The organism is Paraburkholderia sp. J8-2 (assembly GCF_905220195.1).
Classification (GTDB): Bacteria; Pseudomonadota; Gammaproteobacteria; order Burkholderiales; family Burkholderiaceae; genus Paraburkholderia.
The window spans coordinates 52057-71408 of sequence record NZ_CAJMZA010000028.1; the positions used below are offsets into that span (position 1 = coordinate 52057).

At 65.1% G+C, this 19352-nt stretch carries 16 protein-coding genes; 9 read left to right on the plus strand and 7 right to left on the minus strand.

Annotated elements, in window-relative coordinates:
* Nucleotides 1-365: 365 nt before the first annotated feature.
* Nucleotides 366-1595, plus strand: coding sequence for a PepSY-associated TM helix domain-containing protein (locus U5A52_RS34690; RefSeq protein WP_321938484.1), 1230 nt, complete (start codon nt 366-368; stop codon nt 1593-1595).
* Nucleotides 1596-1700: 105 nt separating this feature from the next.
* Here the strand turns inward: U5A52_RS34690 and U5A52_RS34695 are convergent, their stop codons facing one another.
* Genes U5A52_RS34695 through aepX form a run of 3 tightly spaced genes read right to left on the minus strand, consistent with a single transcriptional unit; the run spans nt 1701 to nt 5666 of the window.
* Nucleotides 1701-2768 carry a 2-aminoethylphosphonate aminotransferase gene (locus tag U5A52_RS34695; protein ID WP_321916053.1) on the minus strand — a complete coding sequence of 356 codons (1068 nt, stop codon included), beginning with the start codon at nt 2766-2768 and terminating at the stop codon, nt 1701-1703.
* A gap of 10 nt (nt 2769-2778) precedes the next feature.
* Nucleotides 2779-3978, minus strand: coding sequence for a phosphonopyruvate decarboxylase (aepY, locus tag U5A52_RS34700; protein ID WP_321938486.1), 1200 nt, complete (start codon nt 3976-3978; stop codon nt 2779-2781).
* Nucleotides 3975-5666 (minus strand): phosphoenolpyruvate mutase, encoded by a 1692-nt coding sequence (aepX, locus tag U5A52_RS34705; RefSeq protein ID WP_321916055.1) that lies wholly within the window; start codon nt 5664-5666, stop codon nt 3975-3977. The genes aepY and aepX overlap by 4 nt, the downstream gene beginning before the upstream one ends.
* 436 nt (nt 5667-6102) lie before the next feature.
* Here aepX and U5A52_RS34710 point away from each other — a divergent pair, with 436 nt between their 5' ends.
* Together U5A52_RS34710 and U5A52_RS34715 are read left to right on the plus strand one after the other, a co-directional pair.
* Nucleotides 6103-7650: a methyl-accepting chemotaxis protein gene (locus U5A52_RS34710; RefSeq protein ID WP_321916086.1), complete on the plus strand. Its 1548-nt coding sequence runs from the start codon at nt 6103-6105 to the stop codon at nt 7648-7650.
* Nucleotides 7651-7878: 228 nt separating this feature from the next.
* Nucleotides 7879-9663 carry a penicillin-binding protein 2 gene (locus tag U5A52_RS34715; protein WP_321916056.1) on the plus strand — a complete coding sequence of 595 codons (1785 nt, stop codon included), beginning with the start codon at nt 7879-7881 and terminating at the stop codon, nt 9661-9663.
* A gap of 8 nt (nt 9664-9671) precedes the next feature.
* Here U5A52_RS34715 and U5A52_RS34720 read toward each other — a convergent pair whose 3' ends face one another.
* Both U5A52_RS34720 and U5A52_RS34725 read right to left on the minus strand, forming a co-directional pair.
* Nucleotides 9672-10070 (minus strand): DUF4148 domain-containing protein, encoded by a 399-nt coding sequence (locus U5A52_RS34720; RefSeq protein WP_415774094.1) that lies wholly within the window; start codon nt 10068-10070, stop codon nt 9672-9674.
* 119 nt (nt 10071-10189) lie between these two features.
* Nucleotides 10190-10942, minus strand: a complete 753-nt coding sequence (locus tag U5A52_RS34725) for a Crp/Fnr family transcriptional regulator (RefSeq protein ID WP_321916088.1) — start codon at nt 10940-10942, stop codon at nt 10190-10192.
* 223 nt (nt 10943-11165) lie between these two features.
* On the opposite strand from U5A52_RS34725, the gene U5A52_RS34730 reads away from it, so the two are divergent.
* From U5A52_RS34730 to U5A52_RS34750, 5 genes are all read left to right on the plus strand, one after another.
* Complete coding sequence (locus tag U5A52_RS34730; RefSeq protein WP_321916057.1) at nt 11166-12836, plus strand: acyl-CoA synthetase; 1671 nt, start codon at nt 11166-11168, stop codon at nt 12834-12836.
* Between the two features lie 311 nt (nt 12837-13147).
* Nucleotides 13148-13465 carry a hypothetical protein gene (locus U5A52_RS34735; RefSeq protein ID WP_321916058.1) on the plus strand — a complete coding sequence of 106 codons (318 nt, stop codon included), beginning with the start codon at nt 13148-13150 and terminating at the stop codon, nt 13463-13465.
* A 788-nt stretch (nt 13466-14253) separates the two neighbouring features.
* The gene (locus U5A52_RS34740) at nt 14254-14847 is read left to right on the plus strand and encodes a YigZ family protein (RefSeq protein WP_321916059.1); all 594 of its coding nucleotides are present in this window, start codon (nt 14254-14256) and stop codon (nt 14845-14847) included.
* Between the two features lie 157 nt (nt 14848-15004).
* The gene (gene fliD, locus U5A52_RS34745) at nt 15005-16444 is read left to right on the plus strand and encodes a flagellar filament capping protein FliD (protein WP_321916060.1); all 1440 of its coding nucleotides are present in this window, start codon (nt 15005-15007) and stop codon (nt 16442-16444) included.
* Nucleotides 16445-16774: 330 nt separating this feature from the next.
* The gene (locus U5A52_RS34750; RefSeq protein WP_321916061.1) at nt 16775-17020 is read left to right on the plus strand and encodes a DUF2964 family protein; all 246 of its coding nucleotides are present in this window, start codon (nt 16775-16777) and stop codon (nt 17018-17020) included.
* 36 nt (nt 17021-17056) lie between these two features.
* Here U5A52_RS34750 and U5A52_RS34755 read toward each other — a convergent pair whose 3' ends face one another.
* Together U5A52_RS34755 and U5A52_RS34760 are read right to left on the minus strand one after the other, a co-directional pair.
* Nucleotides 17057-17665 carry a hypothetical protein gene (locus tag U5A52_RS34755; protein WP_321916062.1) on the minus strand — a complete coding sequence of 203 codons (609 nt, stop codon included), beginning with the start codon at nt 17663-17665 and terminating at the stop codon, nt 17057-17059.
* A 62-nt stretch (nt 17666-17727) separates the two neighbouring features.
* A complete protein-coding gene (locus tag U5A52_RS34760; protein WP_321916063.1) occupies nt 17728-18126 on the minus strand; it encodes a hypothetical protein in 399 nt (132 codons plus the stop codon).
* A gap of 808 nt (nt 18127-18934) precedes the next feature.
* Here U5A52_RS34760 and U5A52_RS34765 point away from each other — a divergent pair.
* The gene (locus U5A52_RS34765; protein ID WP_028202557.1) at nt 18935-19339 is read left to right on the plus strand and encodes a helix-turn-helix domain-containing protein; all 405 of its coding nucleotides are present in this window, start codon (nt 18935-18937) and stop codon (nt 19337-19339) included.
* Nucleotides 19340-19352 lie beyond the last annotated feature (13 nt).

Here is a 19352-nt window from a genome sequence, read left to right on the forward strand (position 1 = left end):
CCCCGAACGCGACCCGCTCAGCCCGCCGGCGCCGGGCCATCACAACGACGAACCCCAGCAGCCCGAGGGACCGCCGGACAAGGACCCCGTCTGACCGGCTGATGGCACGCCCGGCCGCCAGCGCCTGGCGTCTCACCTCACGGCCGTAACGGCGCTCGCGACGACGGCTCGCAAGCGCCGCGGCGCTTCCTGCGCGCCCCGCCTTTCTTCCGTCCCCATATCCCTGCCTTTCGCAAAGCTTGCGCCTTCGACGGTCGATCCGTAGAATGCAAACGATTCCTATTTGCAGTATTTTTCAAGATTGCCGTGAGCCCAATCGTCATCGTGTTCGCCCGCGCACGCTGGCGGGCGAGCCGAGGTTTCGCATGAGACCGCTGCTGGTCCGCCTGCACCGCTGGTTCGGTCTTGGCACCGCCGCCTTCCTGTTCCTCGCCGGACTCACCGGCGCGGTGATCGCGTGGGACCACGAACTCGACGCGCTGCTCAACCCGTCGTTCTTCCGTAGCGCGACGCCTGGCACGCCGCTGCCTGCGCTCGAACTCGCCAAGCGCCTCGAGGCCGAAGAACCGCACGCGGTCGTAACCTTCATGCCGCTTGCCGTCGAGCCCGGCCATACCTGGATCGCGCTGGTGGCGCCGCGCGTCGATCCTGCAAGCGAGGCGCCCTACGCGCTCGACTTCAACCAGGTCGCACTCGACCCCGTAACGGGTGAAGAACAAGGGCGCCGCATGTGGGGCAAGGCATCGCTTGCGCGCCAGAACCTGATTCCGTTCCTCTACCAGCTCCACTACACGCTGTTCATGCCGACGAAGATGGGCATCGACTTCGGCGTCTGGACAATGGGCGTGGTGGGGATCGTGTGGCTGCTCGACGGCTTCATCGCGATCGTGCTCGCTTTCCCGAGCCTGAAAAGCTGGCGCAAGTCGCTCGCGTTTCGCGTGAAGCGCGGCGGTTATGCGCTCACCTTCGACCTGCACCGCTCGGGCGGCGTGTGGCTGTGGGGACTCCTGATCGTCGTGGCTGTCACGTCCATTTCGATGAATCTCGGCGCGCAGGTCGTGCGCCCGGTGGTGTCGGTTTTCTCGACACTCGCGCCGGACCCGTTCCGCATCGTGGCACCTGGCCCCGCGCTCACGCCCGCAGAGGCCACGACCGCGCGCGAACGTATCGTGAGCGAAGCCGCCGACGTGGGGCGCCGCGAAGGCATCACGGCGCCGCCGGGCGGACTCTTCGGGCTGCCCACGTCCGGCGTGTATGGCGTGGGCTACTACGCACCCGGCATGGATCACGGCGACGCGGGCCTCGGCAACGCCTGGCTCATGATGAACGCGCGCACGGGCGACGTGCTCGGCAGGCAGATTCCCGGCAAAGGCAGCGCAGGCGACATCTTCCTTCAGGCACAGTTTCCGTTGCACTCGGGTCGCATCGCCGGGCTGCCGGGCCGTATCGCCATCAGCTTCACCGGTCTCGTCGTGGCGATGCTCAGCGTGACCGGCGTACTCATCTGGCTCAAGAAAGCGCGTGCGCGGCGCAAGCCCGCGAAGCAAGCCAGGACGGCCAGTACGATCGGCACGCGCGAGCGCGCCACGAACTGATCCGCAAACAAACGCGCGTGACAAAACAAAAGGCCTTGCAACGATCACTCGCTGCAAGGCCTTTTTTTGGACGGGCGCGAAACCGCTCGCTCGCCATGCTTACGTTCAGCGCGTCACTTCATCGAACGCCGCGAGCAAGCGCTCGACATCGGCGGCGTGAATGTCGCCCATCGTCGAAATGCGGAACAGTTCCGCCGACAAGCCGCCCTGCCCCGCATAGATCACGAAGCCGCGCGCCTTGAGCGCGTCATGCAGCAACGGATAATCGACGCCTGCGGGCAGGCGGAACGCGCGCAGCACGACCGACGATTCATCTTTCGGCAGCACGCTCTCCATGCCGCGTGCGGCGAGCCCCGCACGCACCTGCTCCGAAAGCGCCGCATAGCGCGCGTGACGCGCCTGCCAGCCGCCCTCATCGGCGAGTTCGCGCAGCGCCTCGACGAGCGCGTAATACGCGTGCACGGAAGGCGTGAACGGCGTGTTGCGCTGATCCTGCAGCGTGGCAAGACGCTTGAGGTCGAGATAGTACGTGCGGCTATGCGCCTGTGCGAGCGCCGCGCGGCGCACCACCACGAAGGCCGCGCCCGGCACGCCGTGCAGGCACTTGTTCGCCGTCGCGGCCACCGCCGCGATGCTCGCGTCGCCGAAATCGATCGCTTCGGAACCGAAGCTGCTCACGCCGTCCACAAGCATTTGCACGCCGCGCGCGCGGCACGCTTCGCCCAGCGCGCGCAGATCGTTCAGGCGGCCCGTAGTCGTTTCGTGATGGATGATCGCAACGTGCGTGATCGCCTTGTCGGCGTCGAGCGCGGCCGTGATGCGCGCGAGGTCCGGCGCCTGCATCCAGTCGTGCTTGACGACCTCATGCGCAATGCCGTACTGCTTCGCGATGGCCGTAATGCGCTCGCCATACACGCCGTTTTCGACGATCAGCAGCTTGCCGGTCGCAGGCACGAGTGTCGAGATCATGCTTTCGACCGCAGCCGTGCCAGAACCCGTCATGAGCACGGCCTGCCACTGCGCGGGGTCGAGATCGTAGACGCCCACGAGACGCGTGCGCGCCTCTTCCTGCACGTCGAAGAACTCGCTTTCGCGATGGCACAGGTCTTCCTGGAGAAGGCTCTGGCGCACGCGTTCGGTCAGCGTGACCGGGCCGGGGTTGAGCAGCAGCATCGTGAATTCCTTATTTGGCAGACTCGTAAGCGAGCGCGCCGATGTGGCGCATGAGGCGCGTCTTCACATCGGGCGGCGTGATCGTGGGGCGCGGCAGGCCGTCGGGCGTGCCGCGGCGAATCGTCAGGCGTACGAAGCGTGTGCCTGCGACACCCGAAGCGCCCTTCGCGCGTTCGCGCGCGGCGGCGAGCACGCTGTCGAGCGTGGTGAGGTCGTCGCCTTCCACGGCGTCCGCGTAACCGCACGCGGCAGCCACGTTCGCGAACGACACCTGCCCCGACACGGTGGCCTGGCCACCCGTCGAGTCGTGCGCGCCGTTGTCGAGCAGCACGTGCGTGAGGTTCGCGGGGCCATAGGCGCCGAGCGTGGCGAACACGCCCATGCGCATGAGCGCCGCGCCGTCGCCGTCTAGCGCAACCACGTTCAGGTCGGGCCGCGCGAGCGCGAAGCCGAGCGCGAACGGCGTGACGCAGCCCATCGAGCCCACCATGTAAAGCTGGTTCGAGCGGTCGTCGAGCGCGTAGAGTTCGCGGCCGCAGAAACCCGTCGAGGCGACGACCACCGTCGACTCGGCAGGCGTCGCGGCGATCACGCGCTCGAGCGCCTGCTGACGCGTGGCCAGTTGATCAGGCGTCTTTCCGGTCCACTTTGTCTGCGCGACGGGCAGCGCATGCTTTTCCGGCATGGCGCCGCCGCCCTTGAGTTCGTAGGGCGCGACGCTCCCCTTCTGCATGACGAGCGCATACGGGCGGCCCGTTTCGTCCATGTGCCTGATGGCGCGGTCGAGCGCCGCCGCGATCTGATCCGCTTCCGTGGGGAACGTCTCCCACGGAATTTCCATCGTTTCCAGCATCTGCGGCGTAACAGGGCCCATCAGCGCGTGCTGCGGTTCGTCGCTGACGCCCGGCTGGCCGCGCCACGTCACGATCAGCAGTTGCGGCAGGCGGAATGTCCACGTGAGCGAAGTGAGCGGGCTCACGGCGTTGCCGAGGCCCGAGTTCTGCATCATCGTGATGCCGCGCTTGCCCGCGAGCGCCACGCCCGCGATGACCGCGACCGCGTCGCCTTCGTTGGCCGCGCTCACGTAGTGCAGCGAGTCGTCTTGCAGCACGTAGTTGATGAACGGCGTGAGGTACGAGCACGGCACGCCGGCGTACCACTCGAAGCCGCGCGAGCGCGCCGCTTCGACGAACTGTGCGGCTTCGATCATGCCTGGCCCTCCGCGCCCAGCGGCGTTTGCGCATGGGCGAAATCGCCCGCGCGGCGGAAGTCTTCGAGATCGTTCACACCGCGCCAGTGGCCGTGCACGTATTGCACTTCGACTTTCTCGCCGTCTGCGATCAGCGCGTTGAGCAGCGCGGGCATGTCGAGCGTATCGAAGTCGGCGCGCGTTTGCAGTTGCGCGAGCTTCTTCGCGAGCTTCGCGCGGCCCGCGCCACGCACGTTCACGAGACCGATCCAGCGGCCATGCGCCGCCGAGCCGTTCGCGGCCGGTTCGCTCGCCACCCGCTCGAGGAACACCTTGTTGCCGAACAGGTCGCGCTCGTCGGCGGCCGAGCACCACGCGAAGTCGCGCGTGCTGCTGTTCTCCGAGTCAGGCGACGAATCCACCACCACGCTGAAGTCCGCTTCGCTTTCCACGAGATCGCGCAGGATGTAGCTGCGGAACACGAGGTCGCCGTACGAAATGACCGTGTCGTTGTCGAGCGCGCCAACCGCGCACGCGAGCGAAGCGAGTTCGTTCGTCTGTGCGAAACGCTCGTTGCGCACGAGCTTGATGCCCGCGGTGTCGATGGCCTCGGCCTTGTAGCCGCCCACCACGGTGATGTCGTTGACCGACTGCTTCTTGAACGCATCGACGAGCCAGCGCAGCAGCGGCTTGCCCGCCACGGGCAGCATGACCTTGGGCTTGTCTTCCGTGTAGGCGTCGAGGCCCGAACCGCGGCTCGCGGCCAGCACGATCGCCGAGCCCGCGCCGCGCGACGAAGCGGAAAGGTAACGGTCTTCGGCTTCCGAGTATTCGTCGGCGTCCTGCAGGCGGAAAATTTCGTTGACCGTAGCAATACGGTCTTCGACATCGACGAGCGTTTGCGTTTCGTAAATCGTCTTCGTGACGGCCTGCATGGCCGAAACAGCCGCGCGAATCTGATGGTTCGCCCAGATCACCGTGCTGATGCCCGCCTTGCGGAACACGTCGGTCGGCGTGCTGTAGTACTTGGTCGGCACGATCACGAGCGGCCCGCGGCCCGCCCACTCGCGCGCGAACGTGAGAATCTCGTCAGCTTTCGAAAGCTTGCTGTGGATGAGGATCGCGTCCGCGCCAGCCTGCCGATACGCCTCGGCGCGCTTGAGCGCTTCGTCCATGCCCCAGCCCGCGATCAGCGCCTCCACACGCGCGACGATCGAGAAGTGCTCGTCGGTTTGCGAGTCCTTGCCGGCCTTGATCTTGCCGCAGAATTCGTCGATGTCGGCGAGCGGTTGCGCTTCGCCGCCGATGAAACTGTTGGTCTTCGGGAACACCTTGTCTTCAATGCAGACACCGGCGATGCCGCGCTGCTCCAGCTTGCGCACGAGACGGCGCACGTTGTTGAAGTTGCCATAGCCGGTGTCGCCGTCGAGCAGGATCGGCAAGTCGCTCGCATCGGCCATGAACTCGAGGTTGTCGACCACCTGGGTCCAGCTCGCCTCGTTGTTGTCGCGCACGCCGAACTGCGCAGAGATCGAGAGGCCCGAGCCCCAGATCGCCTTGAAGCCCGCTTCGCGCGCGATGCGTGCGGAAAGGCCGTTGTGCGCTTCCATCAGGAATTCGAGTTCGTTGCTGGTCAGCATCTGGCGCAGCCGCGCGCTGCGCGACGTGGCGACAGCGGCGGGGACCAGGGCGGGTTCGCGTGCGTTCATTCTTGTTACTCCAGTGGACGTCATGAGGGCGGCAGCGGGGGCTGCGCCGTGCGCGTCGCATCGTTGGGAAAGGTCCTTCATCCCGGCCTCGTCGGGGCCTCGAAGTCGGGCCGGCCGGGTGCAAAGTCGCGACTATATCGGAAATGATTCCTATCCGCAGTCGATCACCGCAAAGAGTGGCAAATCATGGAGATACAGTGAAATTTGTGGCTTTTATCGGCGTTTTCGCGTGGGTTTCAGCGCGGCGTCACATGCGCCCTTATGCGCCAGATCAAAGATCGTTGATTCGTATGAAGAAACGCTGCCTAAGCAGGGTTCCCCCTGGGTCTCGCGCACGTTTGCGGGGGCCGTAAACACACACAGACGGCCTCGTTTCTCCCCCTGCGTTGTGCCCGCCGTGCAGCCTCTCTGGAATACCCGACCGACCATGCAGAAGATGACACTCAACAAGAAGCTCCGCTCGATGATCGCGATCCTCTGGATCGGCCTGCTGCTGATCGTCGCCTTTGGCGCCTGGCAAAGCCGCGAGGCGATGGTCCGCGAGCGGCGCGCGCAACTCACGACGCTCGTTGAAGAAGCGATGAGCGTGACGAACTACTACTACGGCCTCTCGCAACGCAACGTCATGCCCGAAGCCGACGCGCAAAAGCAGGCGCTCGCCGTGATCGGTTCGATCCGCTACGGCTCGGACGGCTATCTGAGCATCAACGACTCGAATGCGGTCATGCTGATGCACCCGATCAAGCCGGAGCTGAACGGCAAGAAGCTCACCGACTTCACCGACCCGGCCGGCACCCACGTCTTCACCGAACTCGTGAGCGCGGCGAGCGGCCCGAACGGCGGCTTCCTCGACTACCTGTGGGCCAAGCCCGGCCATAGCGAGCCGGTGCCCAAGACGAGCTACGGCCGACGCTTCGCGCCGTGGGACTGGGTGATCGTGACGGGCATGTACATGGACGACGTACGCGCCGAGTTCTTCGACAGCCTGCTGCGCTGGCTTGGCGTGACCTTCCTGCTGGGTGCCGCCGCCACCGCGGTGATGGTGCTCGTGGTGAAGAGCGTGCGCAGCAGCATCGGCGGCGAGCTGGAAGGCGCAGTGGACGCAGCCAACCGTATCGCCCAGGGCGACCTCACGCTGCGCCTGCAGGTGCAGGGCACGAACGAGGCGAGCCTGATGCGTGCGCTCGCAACGATGCAGACGGCGCTCGTGCAAACCGTCTCGCGCGTGCGCAGCGGCGCGGAAAACATCAACGTGGGCGCGAACGAGATTGCGGCGGGCAACACGGATCTCTCGCAGCGCACCGAGGAGCAGGCGGCGGCGCTCGTGCAGACCGCATCGAGCATGGATCAGATGACGGCGAACGTGCGCCAGAACGCGGATAGCGCCCAGCATGCGGCGTCGCTCGCGAGCCAGGCCGCCGACGTCGCCACGCGCGGCAGCGCCGTGGTCGACGACGTGGTGCGCACCATGGGTGACATCACGACGAGCTCGCAGCAGATTGGCGACATCATCGGCGTGATCGACGGCATTGCGTTCCAGACCAACATCCTCGCGCTGAACGCGGCCGTGGAAGCGGCGCGCGCCGGCGAACAAGGCCGCGGCTTCGCGGTGGTGGCCGCCGAAGTGCGCAGCCTCGCGCAGCGCTCCGCCACCGCCGCCAAGGAGATCAAGGCGCTGATCGAAAAGTCGACCGGCACCGTGACCGAAGGCCAGCAGCTCGTGACCAACGCGGGCTCGACGATGACCGAGATCGTGCAGTCGGTGCGACGCGTGCACGAGATCCTCGAAGAGATCAGCAACGCGTCGCGCGAGCAGAGCGCCGGCATCGAGCAGGTCAACCGCGCCGTGGGCGAGATGGATCAGGTGACGCAGCAGAACGCGGCGCTCGTGGAAGAGGCCGCCGCCGCCGCCCATTCGCTCAAGGATCAGGTGAGCGTGCTGCGCGAGTCGATCGCGAGCTTCCGCTTGCCGATGCACGCTTAACTCGTTCTGCCCGCCGCGGCGCCACTTCGCCGCCTGTACCTCTCCCTTCCCACCGGGCCGCTTTCGCGGCCCGGTTCGCTTTACGCCCCTCCCGCTCTCTCCCAACGTTCGCGCCGCATGACGGCGCGCAACGCGCGCCCAATCGTCTCGTGGCCGTGCGCACCTATCATTTCAATTAAATTACACAATGTTTACAATATAATTCTGTCAAGCCACCCCGCCTTGCCGATGATCCGCTCCAGGAAACCGCCGCGCGACCCGCACGCGGCCGCGACCCGTCACCCGATGCTTGCGCCGCGCCTGCCCGCGTGGCGCTCGAAGTTCATTGTGTTCATCACGTTCGCGGCGTTCGCGGCGCTGGCCGGGCGCGCGTTCTGGATTCAAATCGCCAATCACGGCTTTTACGTGAAGCAGGGTCAAAAGCGCTACCAGCGCACGCTGGAGCTCGACGCCATGCGCGGGCGCATCGTCGATCGCAACGGCGCGCTGCTGGCCGTGAGCCTCGCGACCTTCGAAGTCTGGGTGAACCCGCGGCTGCTCGACGCCGCCGCGCACGCGCCGCTCGCGCGCCTGCTCGACATGCCGCTCGCGGAGCTGGAGCGGCGTGTGGCCGGCGACCGCTCCTTCGTGCTGCTCAAGCGCCAGGTGGACGCCAGCACCGCCGAGCACATCGACGAGATGGGCACCGGCGGCATCACCCTGATCGCCGACTCGAAGCGCTATTACCCCGAAGGCGAATCGGCCGCGCACGTGGTGGGCTTCACCGATATCGAAGACGCCGGCCAGGAAGGCATCGAACTTGCGGCGAACGCGCGCCTGCGCGGCACGCCGGGGCAGCGCGAGGTGATCCGCGACCGGCTCGGGCGCGTCGTCTCCGAGCCGCGCGAGCGCGTGCAGCCGCGCAACGGCGACACCGTGCAACTCACCATCGACCGCCGCGTGCAGCAGCTCGCGTACACGCAGCTCAAGGCAGCCGTGGCGAAAAACCATGCGGAAGCGGGCAGCGTCGTCGTGCTCGACGCACAGAACGGCGAGATCCTCGCGCTCGCGAACTGGCCGTCGTTCGACCCGAACGATCGCGCGCGTCTCACGGGCAAGCAGCTGCGCAACCGCGCCGTGGTCGACACGTTCGAGCCCGGCTCGACCATCAAGCCCGTGGTCGTTTCGCTGGCCATGGACCTGCGCAAGGTCAACGCGAACACGATCATCGACACCTCACCGGGCACTTACCGCATCGGCCCCGCGACGGTCCACGACACGTCCAATCATGGCCGCATGACCGTGGCCGAAGCGATCCAGAAGTCGAGCAACATCGCACTCGCCAAGCTCGCGCTGAATCTTCCCGCGCAAACCATCTGGGACAAGTATCAGGAGTACGGACTCGGGCAGAAGCCCGGTGTCACGTTCCCGGGCGTGGCGCCTGGCCGCGTGCGGCCGTGGGCGCGCTGGCGCCCCATCGAACAGGCGACGATGGCGTATGGCTACGGCCTTTCCACTTCGCTGCTGCAGATGGCGCAGATCTACACGGCCTACGCCGGCGACGGCACGCTGCATCCGGTCACGCTGCTGCGCGATGCGCCAGCCGGCGCGGGCGGTTCAACGGCGTTGGCCACGCGCGCGGTCACGACCCCGGCCACGGCCGCCGCCATGCGCAAGATGCTGGAAATGGCGACGAGCGACGGCGGCACGGGGCGCGCGGCGAACGTGGATGGCTATCGCGTGGGCGGCAAGACGGGCACCGCGCGCAAGCAGATCGGCGCGGGCTACGCGAAGAACCGCTATCGCGCGCTCTTCGTGGGCATGGCGCCGATGAGCGCGCCGCGCGTGATCGTGGCGGTGATGATCGACGATCCCGCGGGCAAGGCGTTCTATGGCGGCACGGTCGCGGGACCGGTGTTCTCCGGTGTGACGGCAGGCACGCTGCAGTTGCTCGGCGTGCCACCCGATGTCGCGGCCGCACCCGAGAGCGCCAAGGGCGCGAACGGCGCGAAGCCTGGCTCTGGGCGCGGTTAGCGTCGCAATCAATGGTGGCGATAAGCGGGCGGCGGCTCGCTGCCTGACACCGCGGCGGCCGCACCGGCTTCGCCGTTCTGCGCAGCCGGCGCACCGTAACCCGACTGCGCGACCTGTTCTTGCTGCTGGCGCGCCTGCGCGAGGCGCGCTTCGTTGGCGCGTTTTTCCGCAAGCCTGTGCATGGCGCTTTGTACATCTTCCGGATAGTTGACGTCATTCGCCGAAGCCGGGTTGTAGCCCACCGACTCCAGATCGACCAGTTCCTGCAACACCTGGGCGCGCGTCACCGGGCCGTTTTGCGCGGTGTTTTGCGCGCCGTTTTGCGTACTGTTGGCCTGGGCAAACGACACCGCCGGAACGATCGCCATCATCGAAACCAGCGCCACGCGTAGCATTGCGTTCTTCACCTTGCTCTCCGTATGAACTCGATGAGCAAAGTCTACGTAGCGCGGCCACGCATAAAAACCGGCTTACGCAGGAGAGAGTCTTCTATTCCTCGCAAGATTGATAAGGACTTCTGCGGTCCTCAAATCTGGTCGCGGCCAAACGCGCGCAGCCCGTCGAGATCGAGCACGTCCACGCGGTTATAGGAGAGCGCGACGAGCCCCCGGCGCTCGAGCGTCTGCAGGGCCTGGTTGATCCGTTGCCTCGACGCGCCCGCCAGCATGCCGATCTCCTCCTGCGAGATGTCGAGCGCGCGCCCCGTTTCGGGGTAAAGATCGGGATTGAACATCTGCGCGAGCGACTGCGCAACGCGCGCGTCGACGTCCAGCAGACGGCTGTTCTGGATCAGCGCAATGAACTCGCCCATGCGATTGTTGAGCTGATGGATCACGAAGCGGTTGAACGGCAGGCTGCAGTCCATGAGGCGGTGGAACGTCTCGGTGGCGACGGCCATGACGAGCGAAGGTTGCAGCGCAATCACATCGTACTTGCGCGGCTCGCGCTTGATCACACTCCCCTCGCCGAACCAGCCGCCATGCGGCACACCCGAAAACGTGCAGCCGCGCCCTGAAGCATTGAAAATCGCCAGCTTCACGAGGCCCGAACTCACGCCGAGCCACCAGTCCGAGGGGGCTTCGCGCGCGGCGACGATCGCGCCCGCGGCATAACCCTGGGCATGCGAGGACGCCAGCACCCACTCGCGATGCTCGGGCGCAAGCGCGCGAAACCACACGCAGCGCTCGAACAAGGCGGCGAGGCGCGCCATGTTCGCTGCGTCGATGCGCTCGCCTTCGCGCCACGAATCGCGGGCGGGCGGTGTCCCGTCCGGGGGCATAATGGATTGCGACATCGCGCTTTCCTGGAGTTAGGTCAATCTTTGGGTCGATATTGTCGAGCGGATCGTGAGTTGCAGCGCTCTCGCGACCCGCTCTGTCGCGCCGGCGACAGACTGGCGTGCGCGGCCCTGCTACGGTAGCGCGAATCATACCTACAAACCTGCGACACGCCGCGGCACGGCTTTCGAGCTGGCATCGGCGATCGACACCGGAGACACCGCCATGTTGCACCCGTACGAAGAAGGGCTCGCACAACGCGAAGCCAACTATGTGCCGCTCACGCCAATCGATTTCATCGCCCGCGCGGCCGAAGTCTATGGCGAGCGCCTCGCCGTGGTCCATGGCGACGTCCGCCGCACCTGGCGCGAAACGTATGCGCGCACGCGGCGGCTCGCGAGCGCGCTCGCGAGGGCGGGCATCGGCCGCGGCGACACGGTGGCGGCGCTGCTGCCCAATATCCCCGCAATGGTCGAGGCGCATTTCGGCGTGCCCATGCTCGGTGCGGTGCTCAATACGCTCAACACGCGGCTCGATGTCGCAACCATGCTGTTCATGCTGCGCCATGGCGAAGCGAAAGCGCTGATCGTCGATACCGAATTCGCGGCGCTCGCGCAACGTGCGGCGCTCGAATTCCCGAACCTCAAGATCATCAGCGTGGCCGACATCGCGCCCGCCGACCCCGAGTTCTTCCCGCGCGCGACCGACTACGAAGCGTTCCTCGAACAGGGCGATCCCGAGTACGCCTGGGTGACGCCGAGCAACGAATGGGACGCGATTGCGCTGAACTACACCTCGGGCACGACGGGCGACCCCAAGGGCGTGGTCTATCACCATCGCGGCGCGTACCTCAACGCGGTGAGCAACATCCTCGAATGGGACATGCCCAAGCACGCCGTGTACCTCTGGACGCTGCCGCTCTTTCACTGCAACGGCTGGTGCTTCGCGTGGACCGTCGCCGCGCGCGCGGGCGTCAACGTATGCCTGCGCAAGTTCGACGCGAAGCTCGTGTTCGACCTCATTCGCAGCGAGCGCGTCACGCACTATTGCGGCGCGCCCATCGTGCAGGGCGCGCTTGCCGACGCCCCCGCCGAGTATCGCGATGGCATCGCGCACACCGTGCGCACGATGGTCGCCGGCGCGCCGCCCCCACCGGCCGTGATCGCGAAGATGAAGGCGATCGGCATCGAGCTTACGCATGTGTACGGTCTGACCGAGGTGTACGGTCCCGCTGCCGTGTGCGCGGTGCAGGAGCGCTGGCAGACGCTGCCCGAAGAGGAACAGGCGCGCCTCGCCGCCCGCCAGGGCGTGCGCTATCACCTGCAAAGCGGCGTGAGCGTGCGCAATGCGCAGACGATGGAGCCCGTGCCCGCCGACGGCGAAACGCTCGGCGAGATCATGTTCCGCGGCAACATCTGCATGAAGGGCTATTTAAAGAACGAGCGCGCGACCGAAGAGGCGTTCCGCGGCGGCTGGTTCCATACAGGCGACCTCGGCGTGATGACGCCCGACGGCTACGTGCGCATTACCGACCGCAGCAAGGACATCATCATCTCGGGTGGCGAGAACATCTCGAGCATCGAAGTCGAGGACACGCTGTATCGCCACCCTGCCGTCGCGCTCGCCGCCGTCGTGGCGATGCCCGACCCGAAGTGGGGAGAAGTGCCTTGCGCGTTCGTCGAATTGCGGCCTGGCGCGAGCGTCACGGCCGAGGAAATCATCGCGCACTGCCGGCTCTTTCTCGCGCACTTCAAGGTGCCGCGCGCCGTGCGCTTCGGCGAACTGCCGCGCACGGCCACGGGCAAGATCCAGAAATATGAGTTGCGCGCGCAACTAGGTTCGCAAAGCGCCATCGATCTGGCCGGCACGCAAGACGCGCCGAAAACACCTCGGTAAAAACGACACCGGCACTCGCCGGCCGGTACAGGTGACGCATTCGGGCGGCGCGCGCCGCCCGAATGTAACGCCAGTTGACAACGCGACCGTGCGGGACCTGTTTGCGATTGTCAGTCGTGGCGCTTAATCCTTTTTGCATCAAGGGCCAACTGTCAAAACGGCCCTTCGGGCATGAAGAATCGTATGAAACGAAAGCTTACAAGGTGTCACGTTTTCCTCCGCTTCGGGCCGATAAGCTTTGATCCGTGGTCGCAACACAAAGGCATCCCGATGCCGCGTGACTGACGACGCAACCAAAGAGGAGGTAACTCATGAATACCAAGAGCTGGAAGACCCCCGCCCGCGCCATCGCCGCAGCACTGATCGCCGGCGGCGCATTGATGGGCGCATCGAGCGCCTTCGCTCAATCCGCACCGTATGGGCTGCGTGCCGAATCGACGCCGCAATACGGCCAACCGCACATGATGCCGGTGGACGCGCATGTCTCGATCGGCTGGCACGATGACCGTTATTGGGACGGCCACCGTTACTGGGCGCACGACGAGTGGATGCACCATCATCCGCACGATCCGGGCCCCCCGCACTATCGTGACGGCGACCATCGTCCGCCGCCCCCGCCGCGTTACTGATAACGTACGCCTGATCGACGGGCCGCCTTCCCTGGCGGCACCGGAGGTGGCACACCGAGGCCGGTCTTCCCGAGGGGAGATCGGCCTCGGCGCATTTCAGCACCTTACTCAGCCATGTGCGCACTCAGGCGCAAATATCGTTCGGCATGCGAAATAATTTTCCGACAATGCCCGCCACACGGCCATTCCAGCCCGCCGCGCCGGGCGCCGGGCGCAGCCAGAAAGGCATACGTCAGTAATTGAAGGTAATGCGAAAGTGTTGCCGGTCGCACGGCCCGCTAGTAACGTTGTCGGGCGTTTCGTTCCCCGGAGCGCACGGTGTATTCTCATTGCCCGGCCAGCGATGGCCGGGATTTTTTTTGGCACCCGTGAGACCACTAGCGCGCGCCGAACGCGAAGCGCACCAGGTTTTTTTTCCGATTGCGGACGCAATTTTGCGGACGTAATGTGGGATTGCCTCTTGAGAACAGGCGAGCCTTGTGACCCCCGGTCGTGACTCAGTCCGACCGGGGATTTTTTTGGCTTCTGTGCGCTTGGGGATTCGCGTCGGCCGCAACGGCGCCGCGAGAGAAAGGACTATGACGGATCACCGAATGAGGAGTTCGGCTTCGCTCCAGCCAGAGCTAGATCCGTCATGCCGAGCATTATCCGGCCTGAAAGCCAGGGCGTCACTAGCATCCCGCGCAAAGATCCATTACACAAACTGGCAAGATATGGGGCCGGACGTCGAAATCCGGTCGGTGCGCATCGGCTAACATGGTGGTTTCGCCTGCCGTGCCAACCCGCCTGTGCCGACTTTCACCCTCGCCCATCCCGTCACCGCGGAACTCGAGATCCGCAAGAGCCGCTTCATCGCGCACGCCATTCCCGTGGCCGACCGTGAAGCGGCCATGGCTGAAATCCGCCGTCTGCGCGACGAACATCCCACTGCCACGCACGTTTGCTGGGCCCTGCTCGCGGGCGGCCAGTCCGGCATGTCCGACGACGGCGAGCCCTCCGGCACCGCCGGGCGCCCGATTCTCGAAGTGCTGCGCCATCACGACCTGGACGGCGTGCTCGCGGCCGTGGTGCGCTACTACGGCGGCGTGAAGCTCGGCGCCGGCGGCCTCGTGCGCGCCTATACCGACGCCATCGCCACCGCCCTGCAGGGGGCCGCGCGCGTCGAGCGCATTGCGCAGGCGCGCCTCACGGTCGAACTCGGCTACCCCGACGAAACCCGCGTGCGTCACTGGATCGACCAGGAGCAGTTCACGCTCGTGGAAAGCCAATACGCCATGACCGTGCGCCTCACGATCCAGCTGCCTGCCACCGCCGTGGACGCCGCGCGCAGCACGCTCACCGATCTCACGCAAGGCCGCTCGGGCTTCCCCGAGCACGTCTGAGGCGGGCGCCCGGCCGCCGCCGCGAGGGCGGGGCAGAACTTTTCAAATTCTTTTCAAATCTTTCATTAAGTTTCATGAAAGCTTGCCGTAATGAAAGCATGGCCGCGCATTCGCGCGCTCCGTCGACTCGACGCACCGGAACGAACGGACTTCTTTCATGGCAAGCACGATCACGAACACCACCGCCAGCGCGAACAGCGCGCTGAGCGACGCCGCCCAGTCGATCATCAGCGGCGCGACCAACTCCACGCTCGACGTCAACCAGCTCGTCAAGGCGCTCGTCAACGCGAAGATCGCGGGCCCAAGCGCCATCCTCAGCGCGAAGCAAACGGCCAGCAACACGACGCTCTCAGCGCTCGGCACGCTGAAGTCGGCGCTCGCTTCGCTCCAGAGCGCACTCGAGCCGTTCAAGGACGGCGCCGCGCTGCAACGCTTCACGGTCACGACGAGCGAAAAGGACAAAGGGTTGAGCGCGGTTGCCGGCAAGAGCGCGGTGGCGAGCAGCTTCACGGTCGAGGTCGATCACCTGGCGAGCGCGCACAAGCTCACCTCGGATAGCTTCGCCACGGGCGAGACGCTCGGCGAGGGCAGCCTCGACATTTCGATGGGCGGCAAGTCCATGCATCTGACGATCGCCGCGGGCAGCAACAAGCTCACCGATGTCGCCGCGGCGATCAACCGGGCGAAGGACAACCCCGGCGTCACGGCGTCGATCGTCAATGGCGCCGACGGTCAGCACCTCGTGCTGAGCGCGAACAAAACCGGCGCGGCCAACGCGATCGACGTGCAGGCGGGCACGGGCGTCGATACGCGCCTCGCTTCCTCGCAGATGCGCGAAGTCGAGCCAGCCGGCGACGCAGAACTGCACATAGACGGTACGCGCGTCACGAGCGCGAGCAACACGCTCGAGGGCGTGGTGAGCGACATCACGATCAAGCTCGAAAGCGCTTCGGTGGGCACGAAGCAAACGCTCACCATCGCCCCCGACACCGAAGCGACAGGCACGTCCATCCGCGACTTCGTGAAGGCGTACAACAGCTACGTGGACGCCCTGAACGGGCTGACCTCCTACACGGCCGCCACCGGTACGAGCAGCGCACAAGCGGGCGCGCTGCTCGGCGACTCGATCGCGCGCACGCTCGCGTCGAGTTTGCCGGCCGCCGTATCGGCGGGCGTGAAGGGCAACGACGGCGTAACCCACTCGCTGGGCGAGATCGGCATCAAGCTCGACAAGAGCGGGAAGCTGGAGATCGACGACGATACGTTCAAGAATGCGCTGCAACCGGGCAATCGCGCGATTGCAGCGCTGTTTGGCAGCAGCGGCATGACCGCGAAACTGAGCAGCGCCATCACGCCCTACGTGCAATCGAGCGGCATCATCGAGCGGCGCAGCACTGCCATCAACAAGGAACTCGACGACATCAAGAAGCAGTCGTCGTTGCTCGAGGCGCGCGCCACCCAGCTCACTGCGAAATTCAACAGCCAGTTCACCGCGCTCAATAACCTCATGTCGATCATGAACAACAACCAGCAATATCTGACGCAGCTTTTCGGCGGCGCGAACAGCGCGGGCGCGCTCGCGACCAATCACAAATAAGGCTTGAATGCGCGCGGCTCGACGCTAGCAAACGTCGAGGGCAGGCAAAAAAAAGGCCGCCGAACGAATCGGCGGCCAACAGGGGACGTGAAGAACAACCGCGAATCGAACTATCAAATCGACCCGACGGCTCCATCATCGCGAGCGAAAATTAAGCCAAACTTAAACCTGCGCAAAAAGCGATCGGGTATTCCGGCGCGATAGCGTGCAGGCAAATGAAAGAACGCGTAATAATGGGCTGGCTATACTTGAACTGTGCGTGAACTGGTCAGGGCCGCTCATTCAATCGTGCCCGCATGACCGACTTCTACCCAACCCGGAAGAGCCGCCATGTTTGATCGACTGCATCGATTTATGGAAGGCGCAGGTCCCGAGCGGCGCCATCGCGTCTGGAGCAAGATGCGCATTTTCGTGGCCGCGATGGGCACGCTCGGCTCCGCCGCCGGCATCGCCATCGCGGTGGTCGGCCTCATCAACTTCGACCACCAGAAGGTGATTACCGGCGTGGCCGTCATCATCGTCTGCACGGCGATCTACGTCACGATCCTCGTGCGCGACCGCAATCGCGTGGACTAGCGCCCTTGCCTGGCACGCCGCCCACGCGTCATTGCCTCACTGCAGTTTCTGGCCGTCGCGCGTGACCTGCACCGCCGTCGCGCTCACATAGTCGGCGCGAATGCTGTCGCCCACCTTGATCGATTCGAGCGGCACGTCCGGCGGCGCGACGACCACGACCGTGCGGGTCGGTCCGCGCAACGCGACCTTGCGACTCTTGCGGTCGATCTTCTGCACCGTCGCAACCACCTGAACGCTGTGCGCCGTGGCCGCCACGCCACCGGAAGCGGGCGTGGTAGCGACCGTATCGACGCGCGAACGGATACCCCTCGTCGCCACCTTTTCGGCGCGCAGCAGCAATGCCTCCTTGTAGAGGATATTCACGTGATCGCCCGGCTTGAGCTTGCTCACGTCGCCGATGGTGGGATCGACCGCGACCGTCACCAGGTTGCGCCGCGCACCGCGCAGCGTGACCGAATTGGTGGCCGCGTCGATGCTCACGACCGTGGCCGTGGTCTGAACCTCGCCGATCTGCAGCTGGGCGTTCGGCGCGCTTTCAGGCGCGGCATCGGATGCCGTCTGCGCAAGCAGCGGCGTCGACACGCCGAGGGCAAACACGAGAACAGCGCCGAGCAGCGGCGCGGAAGAACGATTGCGCGTGGACATGTGGCAACTCCTTTTCGTGGATCGTCAATGGCAAGAGAACGACGCGGCACCGCTCGCGCGGATCACACGCCGTTCATGCAGGCTTCTTCGGCAGCACAGCGCAGATAGTGGGCATACACGCGCTCGCGTTCCTCGTTCGCAAGCTGGCGTTTTTCGGCGAGCCGCAGCATCCGGTGCCGGTCCGCGCCGAGCGTCGCGTAATAGCGCTCGGCATGCAGGCGCTTGAAGCGCGTGTAGAAGTCCGGCCCGGGCAGGCCCGAATCGGTCGAGAGCAGCGACGCATAGTCGGCCTCGCTCGGCTCGCACAACGCGGCCGCGGCCGCCTCGAGCTTTTCGTAACGCTCGCGCAACGGCACGTCGCCCGCGAACAGGGCGTGAAACGCGCCATACGGCACGAGCGAGCGGCGGCTCGCGGCGCGGCGCAACAAACGACCTACCTTTTCATCGAGTTCTTTATTCATCCGCAGCGGCCAGAAAGCGGGCCGCCGCCCATGCCGCGCGTCGCTTGACGAAAAGCGCGCGCATTTGGCGGCCCGACAGGATTCAGGGACCCGTTTCGCTACGCGATACGTTGCGCGGCAAATCCGGCATTCTGCATTCGTTCATTCGAATCCAATCCGCATTCGAATCGATTCGAAATGTTTGCGAAAAACATTCTGCACAAAAAAATCAAATCACTCCCTGAAATTGCCCCGCTGACATCGTCACTCATGCCGGGCGGCGGTGATTTTTACCGGACAGCAGCCTGAAACGCTAACAAACATCTCCAGCCACCACTCCCGCGATTTAATCCATATTGAATAGAGTCGATCCGGCGAAATATCCGCCGAACGGTGAATTAATCATACAAAACAGCGCACAATGTTGCTTTTCAATGATTGAGCAAATAAGTCAGGTTATCTTGCTGCAATGGGAGCAAACTTCGCATTGCGGGATCAATGCGAAATGCCAGCCCCCATTGTTGAGCAACGCGAACCGGTTGTTTTTTCCCATTAGTTCAGGATTATCCACAAGTCAAGCAGACTATTTTTCCGCTAGCTATACACATTCCCTACAAAAACAATTATTAATATCCGCTGCGGAACACCGAGGCGTTTCGCAACAAGCGCCCTTCACCGGGCGTCGATTTCGCCGTCCGTCATGGCTCTCGCGTCACCGCACCGGCGCCGGGGTTCATGGCAAGCGACAAGACCCGCTTGCAGGAAGGGTTACAGGAGCGGCACATCCGCAATGCCGCGTGTCCGGAATCTTTCGTCGACGAGTGAACACATGCTTACCCGAACCGAGAACCTGCCGAGCGTCGCGAGAAGAATGGCCGCCGGCCAGATGTTGATGGAAGGCGCGACCGTGAATAGCGTCGCCGACTCACTCCACCTCTCCGCCCAGACGGTGAGGCGCTACAAGTCCATCGTCGAGGACGGCGGACTGGCCGCGCTCCAGCAGATGAGCGTGGGCGGCCGTCCCTCTGTGCTCGATCAGGCCGCGCTAGGCTGGATCGCGAGCGCCCTGCACGGCTCCGCTCGAGAGCATGGCTTCGCGAGCGATGCGTGGACCAACAGCCGCGTGCGCGAGTTGATCGGCCGGCAGTTCGGCGTGCACTATTCGCGCGTCTATACGTGGCAGATCGTCTCGAACCTGGGCCTCGGCCACCGGCTGTCGAAATCCGCGCGCTGAGCGGCATGGAGGG

Bases quoted from the DNA above. Each gene is read 5' to 3' on its own strand.
- U5A52_RS34690 (WP_321938484.1), top strand. From the start codon at position 366: ATGAGACCGCTGCTGGTCCGCCTGCACCGCTGGTTCGGTCTTGGCACC.
- U5A52_RS34695 (WP_321916053.1), bottom strand. From the start codon at position 2,768: ATGCTGCTGCTCAACCCCGGCCCGGTCACGCTGACCGAACGCGTGCGC.
- aepY (WP_321938486.1), bottom strand. From the start codon at position 3,978: ATGATCGAAGCCGCACAGTTCGTCGAAGCGGCGCGCTCGCGCGGCTTC.
- aepX (WP_321916055.1), bottom strand. From the start codon at position 5,666: ATGAACGCACGCGAACCCGCCCTGGTCCCCGCCGCTGTCGCCACGTCG.
- U5A52_RS34710 (WP_321916086.1), top strand. From the start codon at position 6,103: ATGACACTCAACAAGAAGCTCCGCTCGATGATCGCGATCCTCTGGATC.
- U5A52_RS34715 (WP_321916056.1), top strand. From the start codon at position 7,879: ATGATCCGCTCCAGGAAACCGCCGCGCGACCCGCACGCGGCCGCGACC.
- U5A52_RS34725 (WP_321916088.1), bottom strand. From the start codon at position 10,942: ATGCCCCCGGACGGGACACCGCCCGCCCGCGATTCGTGGCGCGAAGGC.
- U5A52_RS34730 (WP_321916057.1), top strand. From the start codon at position 11,166: ATGTTGCACCCGTACGAAGAAGGGCTCGCACAACGCGAAGCCAACTAT.
- U5A52_RS34735 (WP_321916058.1), top strand. From the start codon at position 13,148: ATGAATACCAAGAGCTGGAAGACCCCCGCCCGCGCCATCGCCGCAGCA.
- fliD (WP_321916060.1), top strand. From the start codon at position 15,005: ATGGCAAGCACGATCACGAACACCACCGCCAGCGCGAACAGCGCGCTG.
- U5A52_RS34750 (WP_321916061.1), top strand. From the start codon at position 16,775: ATGTTTGATCGACTGCATCGATTTATGGAAGGCGCAGGTCCCGAGCGG.
- U5A52_RS34755 (WP_321916062.1), bottom strand. From the start codon at position 17,665: ATGTCCACGCGCAATCGTTCTTCCGCGCCGCTGCTCGGCGCTGTTCTC.
- U5A52_RS34760 (WP_321916063.1), bottom strand. From the start codon at position 18,126: ATGAATAAAGAACTCGATGAAAAGGTAGGTCGTTTGTTGCGCCGCGCC.
- U5A52_RS34765 (WP_028202557.1), top strand. From the start codon at position 18,935: ATGCTTACCCGAACCGAGAACCTGCCGAGCGTCGCGAGAAGAATGGCC.